This is a genomic window from Streptomyces sp. NPDC086549 (assembly GCF_044746205.1).
Lineage (GTDB): Bacteria > Actinomycetota > Actinomycetes > Streptomycetales > Streptomycetaceae > Streptomyces.
Genome location: NZ_JBIVBS010000006.1, coordinates 152,083 through 172,831 on the forward strand (window position 1 = coordinate 152,083; position 20,749 = coordinate 172,831).

At 70.2% G+C, this 20,749-nt stretch carries 19 protein-coding genes; 2 read left to right on the forward strand and 17 right to left on the reverse strand.

Annotated elements, in window-relative coordinates; translation table 11 throughout:
* Nucleotides 1-157 precede the first annotated feature (157 nt).
* Complete coding sequence (gene hisS / locus ACIPSA_RS20920; protein ID WP_402637061.1) at nt 158-1,420, reverse strand: histidine--tRNA ligase; 1,263 nt, start codon at nt 1,418-1,420, stop codon at nt 158-160.
* A gap of 12 nt (nt 1,421-1,432) precedes the next feature.
* Nucleotides 1,433-2,143, reverse strand: a complete 711-nt coding sequence (locus ACIPSA_RS20925; RefSeq protein WP_402637064.1) for an MBL fold metallo-hydrolase — start codon at nt 2,141-2,143, stop codon at nt 1,433-1,435.
* 167 nt (nt 2,144-2,310) lie between these two features.
* Between ACIPSA_RS20925 and ACIPSA_RS20930 the strand changes: the two genes are divergently transcribed.
* The gene (locus ACIPSA_RS20930; RefSeq protein WP_402637067.1) at nt 2,311-3,129 is read left to right on the forward strand and encodes a peptidylprolyl isomerase; all 819 of its coding nucleotides are present in this window, start codon (nt 2,311-2,313) and stop codon (nt 3,127-3,129) included.
* 143 nt (nt 3,130-3,272) lie between these two features.
* Nucleotides 3,273-4,502 (forward strand): DUF349 domain-containing protein, encoded by a 1,230-nt coding sequence (locus ACIPSA_RS20935; RefSeq protein ID WP_402637070.1) that lies wholly within the window; start codon nt 3,273-3,275, stop codon nt 4,500-4,502.
* A gap of 78 nt (nt 4,503-4,580) precedes the next feature.
* Here the strand turns inward: ACIPSA_RS20935 and relA are convergent, their stop codons facing one another.
* From relA to pgsA, 15 genes are all read right to left on the reverse strand, one after another.
* Nucleotides 4,581-7,112: a GTP pyrophosphokinase gene (relA, locus tag ACIPSA_RS20940; protein ID WP_402637072.1), complete on the reverse strand. Its 2,532-nt coding sequence runs from the start codon at nt 7,110-7,112 to the stop codon at nt 4,581-4,583.
* A gap of 556 nt (nt 7,113-7,668) precedes the next feature.
* Complete coding sequence (locus ACIPSA_RS20945) at nt 7,669-8,208, reverse strand: adenine phosphoribosyltransferase (RefSeq protein ID WP_402637074.1); 540 nt, start codon at nt 8,206-8,208, stop codon at nt 7,669-7,671.
* Nucleotides 8,205-9,314, reverse strand: a complete 1,110-nt coding sequence (secF, locus tag ACIPSA_RS20950; RefSeq protein WP_402637077.1) for a protein translocase subunit SecF — start codon at nt 9,312-9,314, stop codon at nt 8,205-8,207. The genes ACIPSA_RS20945 and secF overlap by 4 nt, the downstream gene beginning before the upstream one ends.
* A 3-nt stretch (nt 9,315-9,317) precedes the next feature.
* On the reverse strand, nt 9,318-11,111 hold the full coding sequence (gene secD / locus ACIPSA_RS20955) for a protein translocase subunit SecD (RefSeq protein WP_402637718.1): 1,794 nt from the start codon (nt 11,109-11,111) through the stop codon (nt 9,318-9,320).
* Between the two features lie 138 nt (nt 11,112-11,249).
* Nucleotides 11,250-11,747 (reverse strand): preprotein translocase subunit YajC, encoded by a 498-nt coding sequence (gene yajC, locus ACIPSA_RS20960; RefSeq protein ID WP_402637080.1) that lies wholly within the window; start codon nt 11,745-11,747, stop codon nt 11,250-11,252.
* A 167-nt stretch (nt 11,748-11,914) separates the two neighbouring features.
* Nucleotides 11,915-12,985, reverse strand: coding sequence for a Holliday junction branch migration DNA helicase RuvB (ruvB, locus tag ACIPSA_RS20965; RefSeq protein WP_402637083.1), 1,071 nt, complete (start codon nt 12,983-12,985; stop codon nt 11,915-11,917).
* Nucleotides 12,986-13,017: 32 nt separating this feature from the next.
* Nucleotides 13,018-13,623, reverse strand: coding sequence for a Holliday junction branch migration protein RuvA (ruvA, locus tag ACIPSA_RS20970; protein ID WP_402637085.1), 606 nt, complete (start codon nt 13,621-13,623; stop codon nt 13,018-13,020).
* Entirely contained in the window at nt 13,620-14,159 is a 540-nt protein-coding gene (ruvC, locus tag ACIPSA_RS20975; RefSeq protein WP_402637088.1) for a crossover junction endodeoxyribonuclease RuvC, read from the reverse strand. Before ruvC ends, ruvA begins: the two co-directional genes overlap by 4 nt.
* A gap of 150 nt (nt 14,160-14,309) precedes the next feature.
* On the reverse strand, nt 14,310-15,062 hold the full coding sequence (locus tag ACIPSA_RS20980; protein ID WP_402637090.1) for a YebC/PmpR family DNA-binding transcriptional regulator: 753 nt from the start codon (nt 15,060-15,062) through the stop codon (nt 14,310-14,312).
* Between the two features lie 49 nt (nt 15,063-15,111).
* Nucleotides 15,112-15,717 carry a pyridoxal 5'-phosphate synthase glutaminase subunit PdxT gene (gene pdxT / locus ACIPSA_RS20985; RefSeq protein WP_402637093.1) on the reverse strand — a complete coding sequence of 202 codons (606 nt, stop codon included), beginning with the start codon at nt 15,715-15,717 and terminating at the stop codon, nt 15,112-15,114.
* Nucleotides 15,718-15,737: 20 nt separating this feature from the next.
* Nucleotides 15,738-16,652, reverse strand: coding sequence for a pyridoxal 5'-phosphate synthase lyase subunit PdxS (pdxS, locus tag ACIPSA_RS20990; protein ID WP_402637097.1), 915 nt, complete (start codon nt 16,650-16,652; stop codon nt 15,738-15,740).
* Between the two features lie 136 nt (nt 16,653-16,788).
* The gene (locus ACIPSA_RS20995; RefSeq protein WP_402637100.1) at nt 16,789-17,331 is read right to left on the reverse strand and encodes a hypothetical protein; all 543 of its coding nucleotides are present in this window, start codon (nt 17,329-17,331) and stop codon (nt 16,789-16,791) included.
* A gap of 570 nt (nt 17,332-17,901) precedes the next feature.
* On the reverse strand, nt 17,902-19,080 hold the full coding sequence (locus ACIPSA_RS21000; protein ID WP_402637103.1) for a glycosyltransferase family 4 protein: 1,179 nt from the start codon (nt 19,078-19,080) through the stop codon (nt 17,902-17,904).
* Nucleotides 19,077-19,985 carry a phosphatidylinositol mannoside acyltransferase gene (locus ACIPSA_RS21005; RefSeq protein WP_402637106.1) on the reverse strand — a complete coding sequence of 303 codons (909 nt, stop codon included), beginning with the start codon at nt 19,983-19,985 and terminating at the stop codon, nt 19,077-19,079. The genes ACIPSA_RS21000 and ACIPSA_RS21005 overlap by 4 nt, the downstream gene beginning before the upstream one ends.
* Entirely contained in the window at nt 19,982-20,725 is a 744-nt protein-coding gene (gene pgsA / locus ACIPSA_RS21010) for a phosphatidylinositol phosphate synthase (RefSeq protein ID WP_402637720.1), read from the reverse strand. The genes ACIPSA_RS21005 and pgsA overlap by 4 nt, the downstream gene beginning before the upstream one ends.
* Nucleotides 20,726-20,749: the final 24 nt, after the last annotated feature.

Genomic DNA, 20,749 nt, shown 5'->3' on the forward strand with positions numbered 1-20,749 from the left:
CACCACACGAACACCGACATCAGGCGTCGACCCACGCGGCGGCAGGGCGAGTTGGGCGTGGACGGCCGGACAAGCAGCGGTCACCAGCGCGATGCGGCACAGGCTGCTCGGCCAGTGATTGAAGGGGCGCCGGGTTCCCCCGGCGCCCCTTCCTGTCCTAGCCCAGCCTCGCCTCCAGCTCGGCCACGATCTCGTTCACGCCGATCGCCGTCTGCTCGCCGGACTCCATGTCCTTGAGCTGGACGACGCCCTCGGAGAGGTCGCGTTCACCGGCGACGAGCGCGAAACGTGCGCCAGACCTGTTGGCAGCCTTCATCGCCGCCTTGAGACCCTTGTGGCCGTACGAGAAGTCGGCCGCGACACCCACCTTGCGCAGCTCGGTGACCTTGGCGAACAGCACGCGGCGCGCCTCCTCGCCCAGCGGGACCGCGAAGACGCTGGTCGAGGACGGGATGGCAAGCTCGACGCCCTCCGCCTCCAGGGCCAGCACCGTGCGGTCGACGCCGAGCGCCCAGCCCACGGACGGGAGCGCCGGGCCGCCGATCATCTCCGACAGGCCGTCGTAGCGGCCGCCGCCGCCCACCGCGGACTGGGAGCCCAGACCGTCGTGGACGAACTCGAAGGTCGTACGGGTGTAGTAGTCCAGGCCGCGGACCAGCTTCGGGTCGTCCTCGAAGGAGACGCCCGCCGCCGTGATCAGCTCACGGACCTCCTCGTGGTACGCCTTGCAGCCGTCGCACAGGTAGTCGCGCAGCAGCGGGGCGTCCCCGAGCTGCTTCTGGACCGACTCGCGCTTGTCGTCCAGGACGCGCAGCGGGTTGATGTCGACGCGACGGCGCGTGTCCTCGTCCAGGTCCAGGCCCCGCAGGAAGTCCTGGAGCGCGGCCCGGTACACCGGACGGCACTCCTTGTCGCCCAGGCTGTTCAGCAGGATGCGGAAGTCGCGCAGTCCCAGCGAGCGGTACGCCTGGTCCGCCAGGATGATCAGTTCGGCGTCCAGGGCCGGGTCCTCCGCGCCGATCGCCTCGGCGCCGACCTGGGAGAAGTGCCTGTAGCGGCCCTTCTGCGGGCGCTCATAGCGGTAGTACGAGCCGGAGTACCAGAGCTTGACCGGGAGGTTGCCCGCCTTGTGCAGGTTGGCCTCCAGGGCGGCGCGGAGGACGGAGGCGGTCCCCTCGGGGCGCAGGGCGAGCCTGTCACCGCCCTTGGTCTCGAAGGCGTACATCTCCTTCGTCACGATGTCCGTCGACTCTCCGACACCGCGCGCGAAGAGTTCCACGCTCTCGAAGCCGGGGGTCTCGATGTAGCCGTAACCGGAGTTGCGCAGCGGGGCGGCGATCGCCTCGCGGACCGCCAGGTACTTCGCGGAGTCCGGCGGGATCAGGTCGTACGTGCCCTTGGGGGCCTTGAAGGTGCTCACGGAAGTCTCTCGTCACATTCCTCGTCGGGGAGCGTCGACATTCGCTCCCGGGCCGGCGGCCACCTGCCGCAGATACGGATTGGTGGCGCGCTCCTGGCCGATGGTCGTCTGGGGGCCGTGGCCGGACAGCACCACGGTCGAGTCGTCGAGCGGCAGGCACACGCGGGCCAGCGAGTCGAGCATCTCGGCCATGTCACCGCCGGGCAGGTCGGTGCGTCCGATGGAGCCGGCGAAGAGCAGATCCCCGGAGAAGAAGACCGACGGGATGTCGGCGGTCTCGGGCATCCGGAAGGTCACCGACCCCTTGGTATGGCCGGGTGCGTGCGCGACGGAGAGTTCCAGACCCGCGAGCGCCAGCTTCGCGCCGTCGGTCAGCTCCTTGACGTCGTCGGGCTCCCCCACGGTCAGCTCGCCCATGAGCGGCATGCCGATGGAACGGCCGAGCGCCTTCTCGGGGTCGCTCATCATGTACCGGTCCTCGGGGTGGATCCACGCGGGTACGTCGTGCGCGCCGCACACCGGGACGACCGAGGCCACGTGATCGATGTGGCCGTGGGTGAGGACGACGGCGACGGGCTTGAGCCGATGCTTCTTCAGCGCTTCCTCGACTCCTTGGGCGGCCTGGTGGCCAGGGTCGATGATCACGCACTCCTCACCGGCGGCGGGGGCGACGAGATAACAGTTCGTCCCCCAGGCCCCGGCGGGGAACCCGGCAATGAGCACGATCGTCCTTCGTTGTGTCGATACTGGCGGCTACAACTGCTGTCAGAGCCTACCGGCGCTGCCGATTCCTCAGCGAACCCATATACGGTACGGGGCTACACGCTGCGATCGGCTCACAGGACGCACGCGTACCGGTCGACACACGACACTCATGAGGAGAGAACCCGGTGGTCAGCCAGGAACAGCGGAAGCGTCAGCTCGCCCGGGAGAAGTTCTTGCGGCAGCAGCAGCGGCGGACGTCCGCACGGCGCAAGGCACGCATGCGCAACTCCGTGATCGCGTCGGTGCTCGGCGTGATCGTCATCGGCAGCGTGGCGCTGTACACGACCGGGGTACTCAAGAACGACGACAAGGCCAACGCGAGCGCGGACGTCACACCCAGCGCGTCGCCGACCAGCAAGGCGCCGGACCCGTGCGAGAAGGCCGACAAGGGCTCCGTGGAGAAGCTGAGCTGGAAGAACGAGCCGGCGGTCACGATCGACAAGTCGGCGAAGTACACGATGAAGCTGGCGACGACGTGCGGTGACATCGGCATCGCGATGAAGACGTCGGCTGCGCCGCACACCGTGAACTCGTTCAACTTCCTTGCGGGCAAGGGCTTCTTCGACCACACGAAGTGCCACCGGCTCACCACCAACGGCATCTACGTGCTGCAGTGCGGCGACCCGACGGGCACCGGCAGCGGCGGCCCGGGCTACACGATCCCGGACGAGAACCTGAAGGACGCGAGCCTGAAGAGCAACGTCTACCCGGCGGGCACCGTCGCGATGGCCAACACCGGCCAGAAGCACACCGGCGGCAGCCAGTTCTTCCTCGTGTACCAGGACAGTCAGTTGCCGCCCAGCTACACACCGTTCGGCACCATCGACGCGGCGGGCATGAAGGTTCTGAAGAAGATCGCCGCCGCGGGCGAGAACACGGGCGCCGGTGACGGAGCCCCGAACGCGACCGTTGTGATCAACAAGGCGACGGTCACCAAATCCTGATGCTCATGACGGCCATCAGCGGAATTTCGGTCGCGCGGGATGCGGACAGGCAACCCGCCGGTCGCCTATGTTGGCCGTGACGAAACTGTGGACGATGCCCGGGGCGCTGAGGCCCCTCGCAGGCATCATGTGGAGGAGGCGCTGTGAGCAGCGACCCGTGGGGCCGCGTCGACGAGACGGGGACCGTGTACGTGCGAACGGCCGACGGCGAGCAGGTCGTCGGTTCCTGGCAGGCCGGCTCCCCTGAGGAGGCGCTGGCCTACTTCGAGCGCAAGTACGAGGGCCTGGTTGTCGAGATCGGCCTCCTCGAAAAGCGAGTGCAGACCACCGACCTGTCGGCCAAGGACGCTCAGACCGCCATCGACCACCTCCGGGAGCAGGTCGTGGCGCACCACGCGGTGGGCGACCTGGAGGCGCTGCGGTCCCGGCTGGACAAGCTGGTGGCGAACGTCGAGGAGCGCCGCGAGGAGCGCAAGGCGCAGCGCGCGAAGCAGTCCGACGAGGCCCGTCAGGCCAAGGAGGACCTGGTCACCGAAGCCGAGCAGCTGGCCCAGTCCGACCAGTGGCGAGCGGCCGGCGAGCGGCTGCGCGCCCTCGTGGACACGTGGAAGGGGCTGCCGCGGCTGGACCGCAAGTCCGACGACGACCTGTGGCACCGCTTCTCGCACGCCCGCTCGGCGTTCTCCAAGCGCCGCAAGGCCCACTTCGCGCAGCTCGACGCGCAGCGCGAGGATGCCCGCAAGGCCAAGGAGAGGCTGGTCGCCGAGGCCGAGGCGATGTCCGACTCCACGGACTGGGGTCCGACGGCCGCCCGTTACCGCGAGCTCATGGCCGAGTGGAAGGCGGCGGGCCGCGCGCAGCGCGAGCACGAGGACGACCTGTGGAACCGCTTCCGCGGCGCCCAGGACGTCTTCTTCGCCGCCCGCAGCTCGGTCTTCGCCGAGCGGGACGCGGAGCAGTCGGAGAACCTGAAGCTGAAGGAGGAGCTGGCCGAGGAGGCCGAGAAGCTCCTTCCGATCACGGACCTGAAGGCCGCCCGGGCCGCCTTCCGCTCGATCAACGAGCGCTGGGAGGCGATCGGTCATGTGCCGCGTGACGCGCGTCCGAAGGTCGAGGGCCGGATGCACGCGGTCGACCGGGCCATCCAGGAGGCCGAGGAGGCCGAGTGGCGCCGGACCAACCCGGAGGCACGCGCGCGTGCCGAGGGTCTGACCGGTCAGCTCCAGGCCGCGGTGGACAAGCTGAGGGGCCAGATCGAGCAGGCGCGTGCCCAGGGCAACACGTCCAGGGCCGACAAGCTCGAGAAGGAGCTGGAGGGCCGTCAGGCGCTCCTGGACCAGGCGCTGAAGGGTCTGCAGGAGTTCGGCGGCTGACAGGCTGACAGAGCACCGCTCACGCGAGAGGGCCCCGTACATCCCGTACGGGGCCCTCTCGCGTTGCCGTGGCAGGGCCTAGGCCCTGCTGCGCGCCGACGTCACGCGGTACACGTCGTACACGCCCTCCACGCCCCGTACGGCCTTCAGGACGTGTCCGAGGTGCTTCGGGTCGCCCATCTCGAAGGTGAAGCGGGAGGTGGCGACGCGGTCGCGGGAGGTCTGGACGGCCGCGGAGAGGATGTTGACGTGCTGGTCCGACAGGACGCGGGTGACGTCCGACAGGAGGCGGGAGCGGTCCAGGGCCTCGACCTGGATGGCGACCAGGAAGACCGAGGACTGGGTGGGTGCCCATTCGACGTCGAGGATGCGCTCCGGCTCGCGGGACAGTGACTCCACGTTCACACAGTCGCTGCGGTGAACCGATACTCCGCTACCGCGGGTGACGAATCCGATGATCGGGTCGCCGGGTACCGGTGTGCAGCAGCGGGCCAGCTTGACCCACACGTCGTCGACGCCCTTGACCACGACGCCCGGGTCGGCGCTGGAGCGGCGCTTGCGGCCGCGCGTGCGCGTCGGCGGTACCGTCTCGTCGATCTCCTCGGTGGCCGCCTCCTCACCGCCGAGCGCCGACACCAGCTTCTGCACGATGTTCTGCGCGGAGACATGGCCCTCGCCGATCGCCGCGTACAGCGCGGAGATGTCCGAGTACCGCATCTCGTGGGCGAGCGTGACGAGCGAGTCACCGGTGAGGATGCGCTGGATCGGCAGGTTCTGCTTGCGCATCGCGCGGACGATGGCGTCCTTGCCCTGCTCGATCGCCTCGTCCCGGCGCTCCTTGGAGAACCAGGCCCGGATCTTGTTGCGGGCGCGCGGGGACTTGACGAAGCCGAGCCAGTCGCGGGAGGGGCCGGCGCCGGGTGCCTTGGAGGTGAAGACCTCCACCAAGTCGCCGTTGTCCAGGGTGGATTCGAGCGGTACGAGCCGGCCGTTGACCCGTGCTCCTATGGTGCGGTGGCCGACCTCGGTGTGGACCGCGTACGCGAAGTCGACCGGGGTGGCTCCGGCCGGCAGCGCTATGACGTCGCCCTTGGGGGTGAAGACGAAGACCTCGTTGCGGGACAGGTCGAAGCGCAGGGACTCCAGGAACTCGCCGGGGTCCTCGGTCTCCTTCTGCCAGTCGAGCAACTGGCGCAGCCAGGCCATGTCGTTGAGGTGGTCGTCCTTGCCCTTGCCGGACGACTTGGGCGCGTCCGTACGGACCTTGGAGGCTCCGGCGACGGCCTCCTGCTTGTACTTCCAGTGCGCGGCGATGCCGTACTCGGCACGCCGGTGCATGTCGAACGTGCGGATCTGGAGCTCGACGGGCTTGCCGTTGGGGCCGATGACCGTGGTGTGCAGCGACTGGTACATGTTGAACTTGGGCATCGCGATGTAGTCCTTGAACCGGCCCGGGACCGGATTCCATCGCGCGTGCACGGTGCCGAGGGCGGCGTAGCAGTCGCGGACCGTGTCGACGAGTACACGAATCCCCACCAGGTCGTAGATTTCCGCGAAGTCGCGACCACGGACGATCATCTTCTGGTAGACGCTGTAGTAGTGCTTGGGGCGTCCGGTGACGGTCGCCTTGATGCGGGCGGCGCGCAGGTCGGCCTGGACCTCGTCGGTCACTATGGCCAGGTACTCGTCACGCTTCGGTGCCCGCTCGGCCACCAGCCGTACGATCTCGTCGTACATCTTGGGGTAGAGGATCGCGAACGCGAGGTCCTCCAGCTCCCACTTGATGGTGTTCATGCCCAGGCGGTGGGCGAGCGGCGCGTAGATCTCAAGGGTCTCGCGCGCCTTCTTCTCCTGCTTCTCGCGCTTGAGGTAGCGCATGGTGCGCATGTTGTGCAGGCGGTCGGCGAGCTTGATGACCAGGACGCGCGGGTCCTTGGCCATCGCCACGACCATCTTGCGTACGGTCTCGGCCTGCGCGGCCTCGCCGAACTTGACCTTGTCCAGCTTGGTGACGCCGTCCACGAGGAGGGCGACGGTGTCGCCGAAGTCGCGGCGCAGCTGGTCGAGGCCGTACTCGGTGTCCTCGACGGTGTCGTGCAGCAGGCCCGCCATCAGGGTGGCCGGATCCATGCCCAGCTCGGCGAGGATGGTGGTCACGGCGAGGGGGTGCGTGATGTACGGGTCGCCGCTCTTGCGCTTCTGTCCGCGGTGCCAGCGCTCGGCGACCTGGTAGGCGCGCTCGATCTGGCGGAGCGTGGCGTTCTCGATCTTGGGGTCGTTGCTGCGCACTATCCGCAGCAGCGGCTCCAGGACGGGGTTGTACGGGTTAGCGCGCTGGACGCCCAGGCGGGCGAGGCGGGCACGGACGCGGTTGGAGGAGCCGGAGCGGGCGGGCTGGCCGGCGGAGGGCCGGACCGCGGGCGGCTGCGCGGAGCGCTCGGGCGGGGACGGTTTGGGGCGCGAGGTCTCGGCCGCCTTGGCCACGGGTGCGGACTGGGCGTGCTCGACCGTCCCGCGGGTGTCGTTCTTCGCGTGCGGCGCGGGCTTGGCCGCGGGGGCCGAGGCGGGCTCGGGCTTGGCGGCGGTCAGTGGCTGGGCCTCGTCTGGCAAGAGGGCTCCTCGTGCGCGATCCGGGTCCCCCGGTCAGGCTCCGGAAACCCCATGGTAGCGATCCTGAGCTTCGGCATCGCCTTCAGGCCGATGTGCGGACGGTCTACCGGTGAAACACGGGAGGCTGCCGCCGGATTCCGCGGGGGCGGCTTGCGGGTGTTCCGTGAGTGTCCGGTGGGTTGCGGCGAGAGCCGTGGGAGCGCAGTCCCGAGAGGCGAGCAGCACCGGGCGGCGGCCGGGCCGACATGCGCGAACAGCGCGAAAACACGACCGGAGCCACCCGTCACCTGTCACCCGTCACCCGTCACCCGTCACCCGTCACCCGGGCCAGCGGGACCGACAGGGCCGACAGCACCGCCGCACGGACAGCCGGACCCGACGGAACCGGAAGAGCCACCACCGAAGCCACAGCACCCGTGCCGAGCAGCGCACAGACACCACCGGGGACACCCGTCACCCGGGCCGATGGCGGCGTCCTGGCGCGCGGTCCGTGGGTGGGAACGGCGAACGGCCGTCCCTTGGTGCCGGGACGGCCGTTCGGTCGGGTGCGCGGTGCTCAGACCTGGAGGAGAGCCTCCAGCGGAGCCCCGTTCAGGGCCGCTTCCAGGCGGGAGCGGCCGTCGAGGAAGCCGAGTTCCATCAGGACCGCGGCGCCCGCCACCTCGGCGCCGGCCCGGTGGATGAGCTGGATCGCGGCCTCGGCGGTACCGCCGGTGGCGAGGACGTCGTCGACGATCAGGACGCGGTCGCCCGATGTCAGGTCCTCGGCGTGCACCTCGATCTCCGCCGAGCCGTACTCCAGGTCGTACGCCTGGCGCAGGGTCGCCCCGGGGAGCTTGCCCGCCTTGCGTACGGGGATGAAGCCGAGGCCCGCGCGGACGGCGACCGGGGCGCCGAGGATGAAGCCCCGGGCCTCCAGACCCACGACCTTGGTGGCGCGGGTGTTCGCGGCGATCTCCGCCAGCGCGTCGGTGAGCGCCGTGAACGCCGCCGGGTCCGCCAGGAGCGGCGTGATGTCCTTGAACATCACGCCCTGCTCCGGGTAGTCGGCCACGTCACGGATGCGGCTGAGCAGCAGTTCCCTGATGTCGGTCATCGGCGCTTCCCCGAGGGGCGGCGGCGGTCCCGGCCGCGGGCCGCGGACTGGCTGCGAGGGCCGACGACGGCGGCAGCGGCGTCCTCCGGCTCATCCGCGCCCTCGGACCGGCCCTCCGCGAGCTCCTCCTCCGTGGCGGCCTGGGCCCGCTTGGCGAGGACGCGCTTACGCAGGGCCTTCATCTGCGGCTCGGCCTCCTTGAGGTCGGCGACGAGCGGTGTGGCGATGAAGATCGAGGAGTACGCACCGGCCGCGAGGCCGACGAACAGCGACAGCGAGATGTCGTTGAGCGTGCCGGCGCCGAGGAAGCCGCCACCGATGAACAGCAGGCCCGCCACCGGCAGCAGCGCGACCACCGTGGTGTTGATCGAGCGGACCAGGGTGCCGTTGATCGAATGGTTGGCGATGTCGCTGTAGGTGAAGCGGGTCTGCTTGGTGATGTCCTTCGTCTGCTCCTTGAGGCTGTCGAAGACGACGACCGTGTCGTAGAGCGAGTAACCGAGGATCGTCAGCAGACCGATGACCGTACCGGGTGTGACCTCGAAACCGACCAGGGCGTAGATACCGGTCGTGATGGTGATGTCGTGGATCAGCGCGACGAGGGCCGCGATGGCCATCCGCCACTCGAAGGCGATCGCGAGGTAGATCACGACGAGGACCATGAAGATCGCAAGGCCCTGCCAGGCCTTGGAGGCGATCTGCTCACCCCAGCTGGGGCCGACCAGGTCGGCCGCGAGCTTGTTCGGGTCGAGGTTCAGGTCCTTGGCCAGCGTCTGCTGGATCTTGTTGGACGCGTCGGTGTCGATGCCGGCGATCTGGATGCGCAGGCTGCCGTTGCCGAGCTTCTGCACGATCGCGTCATGGCCGGAGGCGTCCTTCGCGTACCCCTCCGCCTGGGACACCGAGACGCTCATGTGGTTCGGCGTCGTGAAGACCGCTCCGCCCTGGAACTCGATGCCCATGTTCAGGCCGCGCACCGCCAGGCCGAGGATGGCCGTGATGGTGATCAGGATGGAGACGCCGTACCAGATCTTGCGCTTGCCGACGAAGTCGTAGCTGATCTCGCCGCGGTGGAGTCGGGCGCCGAGGCTGCCGAGTTTCGACATCGCTCACGCTTCCTTCGGGTCGACAGGGCCGGCGGCAGGACCGGCGGGACGGCGGGTGCGGCGCAGCGGGGCCTTGGCACCCAGGCTCTTCGGGTCGAGGCCGGACCACTTGTGGCCGTTCGCGAAGAACTTGCGGCGGGCGAGGAGCGTCATCAGCGGCTTGGTGAAGAAGAACACGACGACCACGTCGAGCACGGTGGTCAGACCCAGCGTGAACGCGAAGCCCTGGACCTTGCCGACGGTGACGATGAACAGCACCGCGGCGGCGAGGAAGGACACGAAGTCGGAGACCAGGACGGTGCGCCGGGCACGCGGCCAGGCCCGCTCGACGGCGGGGCGCAGCGAGCGGCCCTCACGGATCTCGTCCCGGATGCGTTCGAAGTACACGATGAACGAGTCGGCGGTGATACCGATGGCCACGATGGCGCCACAGACCGCCGGCAGGTTCAGCGCGAAGCCGATGGCCGGGCCGAGCAGCGCCATGAGCACGTAGGTGAGGACGGCGGAGACCAGCAGGGAGGCCATCGCGACGAGCGACAGGCCGCGGTAGTAGACCACCAGGTAGATCACGACCAGCGCGAGGCCGATCGCACCGGCGAGCAGACCGGCGTGCAGCTGGTCGCCACCGAGCGCGGCGGTGACGGTGGTGACGCTCTGCTCCTGGAAGGAGAGCGGCAGGGCGCCGTACGACAGCATGTTCGCCAGGTTCTGGGCCTCCTGCTGCGAGAAGCTGCCGGAGATCTCCGCCTGGCCACCGGTGATGGACTGCTGGACGAACGGGCTGGAGACGACCTCACCGTCGAGGACGATGCCGAACTCGTTCTGCGGACGCTGGTTCTTGGACAGCTGGGCGGTGATGTCGGCGAACTTCTTGGCTCCGCTGCCGTTGAAGTTCATCTGGACCTGCCAGCCGGATGCGCCCTGCGTGTCGAACACGGCCGCGGCCTTCTTGACCTCGGTGCCGTCCACGGCGGCCGGGCCGAGCACGTACTTGTACCAGACCTTGTCGATCTCGCCGCAGGCCACGGTCGGGTCGCCGGGCTTGGCGCTCTTCCCGGCGGTGGCACGGACCTTCGGCTTGGAGCAGTCCAGGGCGGCGTACTCAGCCTGCAGCTTGGCGGTCGAGGCGTCGGCGCTGCTGCTCGCCGAGGCCGAGGGACTGGCGGAAGCCGAGGGGCTGGCGGAGGAGGAGGCGCTCCCGGACGCGGAGGACGACGGCGTGGCGTCGGCCTTCAGCGCGTCGCTGACGGCACGGCCCTGGGAAGTGGCGGTGGCCGTCGGGGACGCGGAGGAGGACGAGGAGGCCTTCTCGTTCGCGGAGGCGCTGCTCGACGGGCTCGGCGAGGAGCTGCCGCTGGAGGAGGCGCTCGGCGAGGGGGTCGCCGAGGCCGGCACGCTGGCCTCGCTGGCCAGGACGGGGCGGAAGTACAGCTTCGCGGTGGTACCGACCTGCTGCTGGGCCTCCTTGGAGTTGGTGCCCCTCGGGATGTTGACGATGATGTTGTCGCTTCCCTGGGTCTGCACCTCCGCCTCGGAGACGCCCAGGCCGTTGACACGGCGGTTCATGATGTCGACCGCGGTGTCCATGTTGGCCTTGTTGATCGCGGACCCCTGGTCGGCCTTCGCCTTGAGCGTGATGCTCGTGCCACCGGCGAGGTCGATGCCCAGTCGCGGGGTGGTGTGCCCGGAGGCGAACATGCCTCCGGTGAGCGCCACGATGGCGATCAGGATGAGGGCCAGCGAGCGCCCTGGCTTGCTCTGGGCGCTCGCGCTCCGGCCCCTCTTAGGTGCTGCCACCTTCTCGTACTCCCTCTCGGGCCGCTTCGCGCCGGTCGGCGCGGTCGGCCATGACATGGTGTCGGGATCCCGTCCGGGAAACAGACGTGCCCGGGGCGCGGGGCGCGAACGGATCGCGCCGCACTCCCCGGGACGTGACTACTTCGCGTCGGAGTCGCCGTCGGTCTTCTTCGGCTCGTCGTCGGCCTTCGCCTCGGCGGACTCGGCCTTGTCGGCCTGCTCGTCGTCCGCGTCCTTCTTACCGAGGTCGACGGCCTTGTCGTCGGAGGCGGCGGCAGCGTCGGCGGCGGGCTCGTCGCTCTCGGTGAGGGAGGAGGCGTCGTCCGGGACGACGTCGGACTTCAGGTCGTGCTCGATGCCGTGGACGATGCGGTTGTACTCGTCGTCGGTGAGGACGGCGCCGATCGCGTTCTTCGCGAAGAGAAGCTCGACACCCGGGCCGGCGTCAAGGAGGACCGTGTCCTCGTTGACCTCCTTGACCGTCGCGTACATGCCCCCGATCGTGCGGACGCCGGAACCGGGCTGCAACTCGTTCCGCATGTTGGCGGCCTGCTGCTGCTTCTTCTTGGCCGAGCGCGTCATCAGGAACATGGCCGCGATGAGCACGATGAACGGGAGAAGGGTCAAGGTATTCACGGGACGGGATTTCCTTCGCACGACCGCGGCGGGGAGCGGCCTTGTGGATGGGGGTGTGGTCGGCGCCGCCCACAGGGGCGGCATCGGCGGAGTCTAAGCGAGTCCGCGTGCATGGAACAACGTTCAGCATGGCACCTGGGTTCCTGCCCCGGCCAATGCCCTCGCCGTCACGCCCCGAACAGGTCCTGTTGTCCGCTTCCCGAGGCTGTCGCGCGGGGTGGCGTGAGCCCGAGATGCGCCCACGCGGCGGGCGTGGCGACCCGTCCGCGTGGAGTGCGGGCGAGCAGCCCCTCTCGTACGAGGAAGGGTTCGGCGACCTCCTCGACGGTCTCGCGCTCCTCACCCACCGCGACGGCGAGCGTGGACAGACCGACGGGTCCGCCGCCGAACAGCTTGAGCAGGGCCTGCAGGACGGCACGGTCGAGGCGGTCGAGGCCGCGGGCGTCGACCTCGTACACCTGCAGGGCCGCCCCGGCAATCTCCCTGGTGATGATTCCGTCCGCCTTGACCTGCGCGTAGTCGCGGACACGGCGCAGCAGGCGGTTGGCGATGCGGGGCGTGCCGCGGGAACGGCCGGCGATCTCGGCGGCGCCGTCGGAGTCGATCTCGACGTCGAGCAGGCCCGCCGAGCGGTGCACGACACGCTCCAGCTCGCGCGGCTCGTAGAACTCCATGTGCGCGGTGAACCCGAAGCGGTCGCGCAGCGGGGGCGGCAGCAGGCCCGCGCGGGTGGTGGCGCCGACCAGGGTGAACGGGGGCAGCTCAAGGGGGATGGCGGTGGCTCCGGGCCCCTTGCCGACGATGACGTCGACGCGGAAGTCCTCCATCGCCATGTAGAGCATCTCCTCGGCGGGCCGGGACATCCGGTGGATCTCGTCGAGGAAGAGGACCTCGCCCTCCTGCAGGGACGAGAGGATCGCGGCGAGGTCACCGGCGTGCTGGATGGCGGGGCCGCTGGTGATGCGGATGGGGGCGCCCATCTCGGCCGCGATGATCATCGAGAGCGTGGTCTTGCCGAGGCCGGGGGCGCCGGAGAGCAGCACGTGGTCGGCGGTGGCCCCCCGCGCGCGTGCCGCGCGCAGCACGAGGTCGAGCTGTTCGCGGACCTTTTCCTGGCCGATGAACTCGCCGAGGTCCTTGGGGCGCAGGGCGGCCTCGACGGCCTGGTCCTCACGGTCGGCGACAGAGCCCACCAGCCGCTCGGGGGCGGAGGTGTCGGTCGTGTCGTCCCAGTTCACTGAGGTCTCCTAGCTGGGGTGGCGCAGTCGGGTCAGCGGGCGCGGTTCAGGGTCTGCAGGGCGGCCCTCAGCAGCTGGCCGACCTGGGGCGTGCCCCCGGCCGCCTCGGCCTGCGGTGCCACCGCGGCCACGGCCTCGTCGGCCTCACGGGTGGCGTAACCGAGGCCGATGAGGGCCGCGTGCAGCTGGTCGCGCCATCCGCTGGTGACCGGTGCGCCGATCACGGGGGCGCCGACGGGCTCGCCCAGGCGGTCCTTCAGCTCCAGCAGCAGCTTCTGGGCGCCCTTCTTGCCGATGCCCGGGACGGCGATGAGGGCCTTCTCGTCCCCCGTGGAGACCGCCCGGCGCAGCGCGTCCGGCGTGTGCACGGCGAGCATCGCCTGGGCCAGGCGCGGGCCGACTCCGCTGGCGGTCTGGAGCAGCTCGAAGACCTGGCGCTCGTCGTCGTCCGCGAAGCCGTACAGGGTCAGCGAGTCCTCCCGTACGACCAGGGAGGTGGCGAGCTTGGCGGGCCGGCCCATGCGGAGCGTGGACAGGGTGTTCGGCGTGCACTGGACGGCCATGCCGACCCCGCCCACCTCGATCACCGCCGCGTCGGGGGCGAGTGCGGCGACCGTGCCGCTGACGAAGGCGATCATGCCGTACGGCCTTTCGTTGCGTTGGCTGTGTGCAGGGCGACGGCCTGCTGGAGTCGGTTCTGGGCGGGGGCGCGCCAGATGTGGCAGATGGCGAGGGCGAGGGCGTCGGCGGCGTCGGCGGGCTTGGGCGGCGCGCTGAGCCGGAGCAAGCGGGTGACCATGGCGCCGACCTGCGCCTTGTCCGCGCGGCCGCTGCCGGTGACGGCGGCCTTGACCTCGCTGGGGGTGTGCAGGGCGACGGGGATGCCGCGGCGGGAGGCGCAGAGCAGGGCTACGGCGCTGGCCTGGGCGGTGCCCATCACCGTACGCACGTTGTGCTGGCTGAAGACGCGCTCCACGGCGACGAACTCGGGCCGGTGTTCGTCCAGCCACTGCTCGATGCCCTGCTCGATGGCGACCAGACGGTGTCCGAGGTCGGCGTCCGCGGGTGTGCGTACGACGCCCACGCCGATCATGGTCAGCGGGCGTCCCGCCACGCCTTCGACCACCCCGACACCGCATCGGGTCAGTCCCGGGTCCACCCCCAGTACGCGCACCGGCCCCTCCCTCTCGATCTGCCCCGGCTACCGCTGGGCGGTATCCCCAGTTCGTGCAGGCTATCGGGTGCCGCTGACAACGGCCGACACAGCGACGGGCCGACGGGTGTGTCCCGTCGGCCCGTTGAGCCTGTGGAGCTCGCGACAGCGTTACGCGTCGACCTTCTCCATGATCTCGTCGCTGACGTCGAAGTTGGCGAAGACGTTCTGCACGTCGTCGCTGTCCTCCAGGGCGTCGATCAGCTTGAAGATCTTCTTGGCGCCCTCCTCGTCCAGTTCGACCTGGACGGACGGCACGAAGCTGGACTCGGCGGAGTCGTAGTCGACCCCGGCCTCCTGGAGGGCGGTGCGGACCGCGACCAGGTCGGTGGCCTCGCTGATCACCTCGAAGGTCTCGCCGAGGTCGTTGACCTCCTCGGCGCCCGCCTCCAGGACGGCGCCGAGCACGTCGTCCTCGGTCAGCTCGCCCTTGGGGACGATGACGACGCCCTTGCGGCTGAACATGTACGACACGGAGCCCGGGTCGGCCATGTTGCCGCCGTTGCGGGTCATGGCGACGCGCACGTCGGAGGCGGCGCGGTTGCGGTTGTCGGTGAGGCACTCGATGAGCACCGCGACACCGTTCGGGCCGTAGCCCTCGTACATGATCGTCTCGTAGTCGGCGCCACCGGCCTCGAGGCCACCGCCACGCTTGACCGCGGAGTCGATGTTCTTGTTCGGGACCGACTGCTTCTTCGCCTTCTGGATGGCGTCGTAGAGAGTGGGGTTGCCCTCGATGTCGACGCCGCCCATGCGGGCCGCGACCTCGATGTTCTTGATCAGCTTCGCGAAGAGCTTGCCGCGCTTGGCGTCGATCACGGCCTTCTTGTGCTTCGTCGTAGCCCATTTAGAGTGGCCGGACATCTGCCTGTCTCCTTCGCGTAACCCATCTCTGCAACGAACTCCAGAGATCCTACAAGGACTCCGGTGTCCGGTTGGCGCGCACCATGTCGACGAACAGGGCGTGCACGCGGTGGTCGCCGGTCAGTTCCGGGTGGAACGACGTGGCGAGCGCGTTGCCCTGGCGGACCGCGACGATGTGGCCGCCGTGCTCGGCGAGCACCTCGGTCTCGGCGCCGACGGACTCGACCCAGGGGGCGCGGATGAAGACGCCCTCTACAGGATCGCCCTCGACGCCGCGGACGTCGACCGCCGCCTCGAAGGACTCGTTCTGCCGTCCGAAGGCGTTGCGGCGCACGATCATGTCGATGCCGCCGACGGTCTCCTGGCCCGAGCGCGGGTCGAGGATCTTGTCGGCGAGCATGATCATGCCCGCGCAGGTGCCGTAGACCGGCATGCCCGCACGCACGCGCGCGCGGAGGGGCTCCATCACTCCGAAGAGGATGGCCAGCTTGGAGATGGTCGTGGACTCTCCGCCGGGCAGGACGAGGCCGTCCACCTCGGCGAGTTCCTCGGGGCGCCGCACCGGCCTGGCCACGGCGTCCGCCGCGGCCAGGGCGATGAGGTGCTCCCGGACGTCGCCCTGGAGAGCCAGGACGCCAATGACAGGAGTGCTCATGGGATCTCTACCAGGGCCTCTTACCAGCCGCGGTTGGCGTAGCGCTCGGCCTCGGGCAGGGTGTCGCAGTTGATGCCGACCATGGCCTCGCCGAGGTTGCGGGACGCGTCCGCGATGATCTTCGGGTCGTCGTAGAAGGTGGTGGCCTTCACGATGGCGGCGGCGCGCTTGGCCGGGTCGCCGGACTTGAAGATGCCGGAGCCGACGAAGACGCCCTCGGCGCCGAGCTGGCGCATGAGCGCGGCGTCGGCCGGGGTGGCCACGCCACCGGCGGAGAACAGCACGACCGGGAGCTTGCCGAGCTCGGCGACCTCCTTGACGAGCTCGTACGGGGCGCGCAGCTCCTTGGCGGCGGCGTACAGCTCGTTGTTGTCGTAGCCGCGCAGGCGGGCGATCTCGTTCTTGATCTGGCGCAGGTGGCGGACGGCCTCGACGACGTTGCCGGTGCCGGCCTCGCCCTTGGAGCGGATCATCGCGGCGCCCTCGGCAATGCGGCGCAGGGCCTCGCCCAGGTTGGTGGCACCGCAGACGAAGGGGGTGGTGAACGCCCACTTGTCGGAGTGGTTGACCTCGTCGGCCGGGGTGAGGACCTCGGACTCGTCGATGTAGTCCACGCCGAGGGACTGCAGGACCTGGGCCTCGACGAAGTGGCCGATGCGGGACTTGGCCATGACCGGGATCGAGACGGCGTCGATGATGCCCTCGATCATGTCCGGGTCGGACATGCGGGCCACGCCGCCGTCCTTGCGGATGTCGGCCGGGACCCGCTCCAGGGCCATGACGGCGACGGCGCCCGCGTCCTCGGCGATCTTGGCCTGCTCCGGCGTGACGACGTCCATGATCACGCCGCCCTTGAGTTGCTCGGCCATGCCGCGCTTGACGCGGGCGGTGCCGGTCTCGGGGGTCTGGGCGGGGGTGGGGATCGTGGTGGACACGGGTGACCTCGCTCGGTGAAGACGGTTTTCTGCTCAAGCGAGGAAACGTGAGTGGACCAGGCCACTGCAAGGGCCAATGCGAAGGCGGTGGATCCTTTTTGCCTGCGATCCCACGAAACCGCAGCTGGGAGAGGTCCTAGGTGGCCCGGTCCACCAGTGCCACCGGCGGTTCGTCGTCCATCTCGAAGGCCAGTGGGAAGGGGGCGTGGCCGGCCAGTCGGAACCAGCGCACCTTGCGGTGCTCGCGCAGTCGGCGGGCCGCGCCCACGGCGTCGTTGTGGAAGCGGCGGGCCATCGGAACGCGTCGCACCGCCTCGGACAGCTCGCGTGCGGCCGCCTCTCCCCCGGGTGCCTCGCGGACCGCCTCGACCTGCTGGGGCTCCCCGAAGACGGCCCGCAGCGCCTGGCTCAGTTCGCTCTCGGCGACCTCCCGCTGCTCCTCCTCGGCCTGCCTGGCGCCGTGCGCGGCCTCGTAGAGCACGATCGAGGCGGCCGGATCCAGCACGCCCGAGGTCGCCAGTTCCTGGGCCACCGACGCACGGCGCAGCAGTTGGGCGTCCAGGGCGGCACGGGCGGCGTCGATCCGGGAGTGCAGCCGGTCCAGTCGGCCGGCCGTCCAGCTCAGATAGAGACCGATCGCGACGAGGGCGACGAGGATCCAGATGAGGGTTGCGGTCACGGGCGGCAAGGCTACCGGGGCGCTCCGCCGGGTTGGCGGAGTGCTGTGCCGTTACCGACGTCGGTGTGGCCGCCCGGGGGCTGCCGCCCCCGGCCCCCCGCTTCGGCCTGAACGGCCTCGTCCTCAAACGCCGGACGGGCTGGTTGTCACTGGCCTCGGTCCCAGGCGCCGACCGTCCAGTCATCGCAGCCCCCGACCCAATGCCCCAGCCACGCCGGCTACCGCCACCCGGTCCCAGGTCCCCACACCGCCCCTGAACGGCCTCGTCCTCAAACGCCGGACAAGCTGATTCACACCGACCCCGGCCCCAGGCCCCGGCCGCTCTGGTCGCCTACGGCCTCAGCCTCATGCCCTGCCCGCCTTGGCTGCCGCCGACCCCGAGGCCCTACGTCCCGACCGCCCTGACTGCCGCCAGCCCCGGCCCGGCCGCCACCCACAGCCGTCGCCCCCCGGCCCAACACCCCGGCCGCACTCATCGCCACCGATCTCGACCCCGGGACCCGGCAGCTCCGGTCGTCGCCCGTCGCAGCCCCAAACCCCAGCCCCCACCCCCGGCCGGGAGTTCGGGGCTCAGTCCCGGGCCAGGCCCAGGCGGGCCCGCAGGCCGCCGGTGCCGCCGCCTCCGGATCGGTCGTCCGCCGCCACCGCCGCGGTGCCCGTGGTGACCGTCTCGTACACCGACAGGATGTCGGCGCCGACCGTGGACCAGTCGAAGCGGCGCACGTGGGCGCTGCCGTGTTCGCGGAGTTCGGTGCGGCGAGCCGGGTCGGCGAGGAGTCGTACGGCCGCCTCGGCGAGCGCGTCCGCGTCCTCGTTGGCGAAGAGCTCGCCCGCGGCGCCCCGGTCGAGGACCTGGGCGAAGGCGTCCAGGTCGGAGGCCAGGACCGGCGCGCCCGCCGACATCGCCTCGACCAGGATGATGCCGAAGCTCTCGCCGCCGGTGTTGGGGGCCACGTACACGTCGATGCTGCGCAGGAAGCGCGCCTTGTCCTCGTCGCTGATCATGCCCAGGAACTCGACGCGGGAGCGGAGCTCCGGAGGCAGGGTTTCTACCGCCGCCTCCTCGTCGCCGCGGCCGGCTACGAGGAGCCGGGTCTGCGGGCGGGCGGCGAGGATCTTGGGGAGGGCCTTCATCAGTACCGGCAGGCCCTTGCGCGGCTCGTCGATGCGGCCGATGAAGCCGATCGTGTCGCCCTGCCAGTCGGGATTCGGCTCCGCCTTGGCGAAGAAGTCGACGTCGACGCCGTTCGGGATGACCACCGCGTCCCCGCCCAGGTGCTCGACCAGGGTGCGGCGGGCGTACTCGCTCACCGCGATCCGCGCGCTGATCTTCTCCAGAGCGGCCTGGAGGATCGAGTACGCGGCGATCATCGCGCGGGAGCGCGGGTTCGAGGTGTGGAAGGTGGCGACGATGGGGCCCTGGGCCGCCCAGCAGGTGAGCAGGCCCAGCGAAGGTGACGTCGGCTCGTGGATGTGGACCACGTCGAACTCGCCGTCGTGCAGCCAGCGCCGTACCCGGGCCGCCGAGAGGAAGCCGAAGTTCAGGCGGGCCACCGAGCCGTTGTACGGCACCGGGACCGCGCGGCCGGCCGAAACGACGTACGGCGGGAGCGGGGTGTCGTCGTCGGCGGGTGCGAGGACGGAGACCTCGTGGCCGAGGCGGATGAAGTACTCGGCCAGGTCGCGGATGTGGAACTGGACGCCGCCCGGCACGTCCCAGGAGTACGGGCAGACGATGCCGATCCTCACGGGTTCCCCTTCGCGGGGTCCAGATCAGCGAGCCAGAGCCGCTGCAGCATGTGCCAGTCCTCCGGATGTTCGGCGATGCCCGTGGCGAAGGCGTCAGCCAGTGCCTGTGTCATGACAGGCGTCTTCTCGGCCTTCGTGCCGGTCTCGGGCACCTCGACCGGGGGATGGATCCGACCGCGCATGACGGGTGAGTCGTCGTACCAGAGCGTCACCGGCAGGAGGAGCGCGCCCGTCTGCTGGGCGAGGAGGGCCGGGCCCGCGGGCATCCGGGCGGTCTCGCCGAAGAACTTGACCTCCACACCGGAGGCGGACAGATCTCGGTCGGCGACCAGGCAGACCAGACCGCCGTCGCGCAGTCGCCGGGCCAGCGTGCCGAACGCGGAGCCGCCGCTGTGCGGCAGGACCTCCATGCCGAGGCCCTCGCGGTAGGCGACGAAGCGGTCGTACAGCGTCTCGGGCTTGAGACGCTCGGCGACCGTGGTGAAGGGGGTCTCCAGCTTGGTGGTGACCCAGGCGCCCGCGAGGTCCCAGTTGCCCAGGTGCGGCAGGGCGAGGATCACGCCCTTGCCGGAGGCCAGACCGTCGGTCAGGTAGTGCACGTCCTTGCACTCGAAGCCGGTCCTGATCCGCTCCTTGCTCCAGGCGGGGAGCCGGAAGGACTCCATCCAGTAGCGCAGGTACGAGCGCATGCCCGCGCGCGAGAGCTCGGCCAGGCGCTCCGGAGTCGCGTCGGGCACCACGCGCGCGTAGTTGCTCTCCAGGCGAAGGACGCCCTTGCCGCGCCGCTTCCAGGCGAGGTCCGCGATGCTGCGGCCCAGGCGCTCGGCGACCGGCTCGGGGAGCTTCTTCACGGTGCTCCAGCCCAGGCCGTACAGCGCGTCGGTCAGCCGCTCCGCCGTGCTCACTTCGCCGCCTCGCTCCCCTGGGACGCGTTCGTGTCGTCCCCGGCGGCGGCCGCCGCCTCCGCCTCGGCGGACTCCCGGCGGACCGTGACCACCCGCTGGATCAGGGTGACCAGGCTGCCGACGGCGACGATCCACAGGGCGATCGGCAGCAGCACCTGGATGCCGGGCACGCCGAACTTGTGCAGGCCGGCCAGACCGGCCGCGACCAGCGAGACCACCAGCCGCTCGGCGCGTTCGACGAGCCCGTTGACGGCGACCGGCAGGCCGATCGACTCGCCGCGGGCCTTGGTGTACGACACCACCTGGCCGCTGGCCAGACAGAAGATCGAGACGGCGCACAGGACGTTGTCGTTGCCGTTTCCGGCGTACCACAGGGCGAAGCCGCCGAAGATCGCGCTGTCGGCGACCCGGTCGAGGGTGGAGTCCAGGAAGGCGCCCCAGCGGCTGGAGCGGCCCAGCTGGCGGGCCATGTTGCCGTCGACCAGGTCCGAGAAGACGAACAGCGTGATCACGATCGTGCCCCAGAAGAACTCGCCCCGGGGGAAGAAGACCAGCGCGCCCGCGACCACACCGGCCGTGCCGATGAGCGTCACCGTGTCGGGGCTGACACCCCTGCGGATGAGAAACGCGGCGAACGGCGTGAGGACACGCGTGAAGAATGCACGCGCGTACTTGTTCAGCATGGCCTTCCCGACGGTCGTTGTCGCCGCGCGGCCCTCGATGACCACCGGCTGGCCCATCGTAGCCACGCGCGCGCGTGGGCG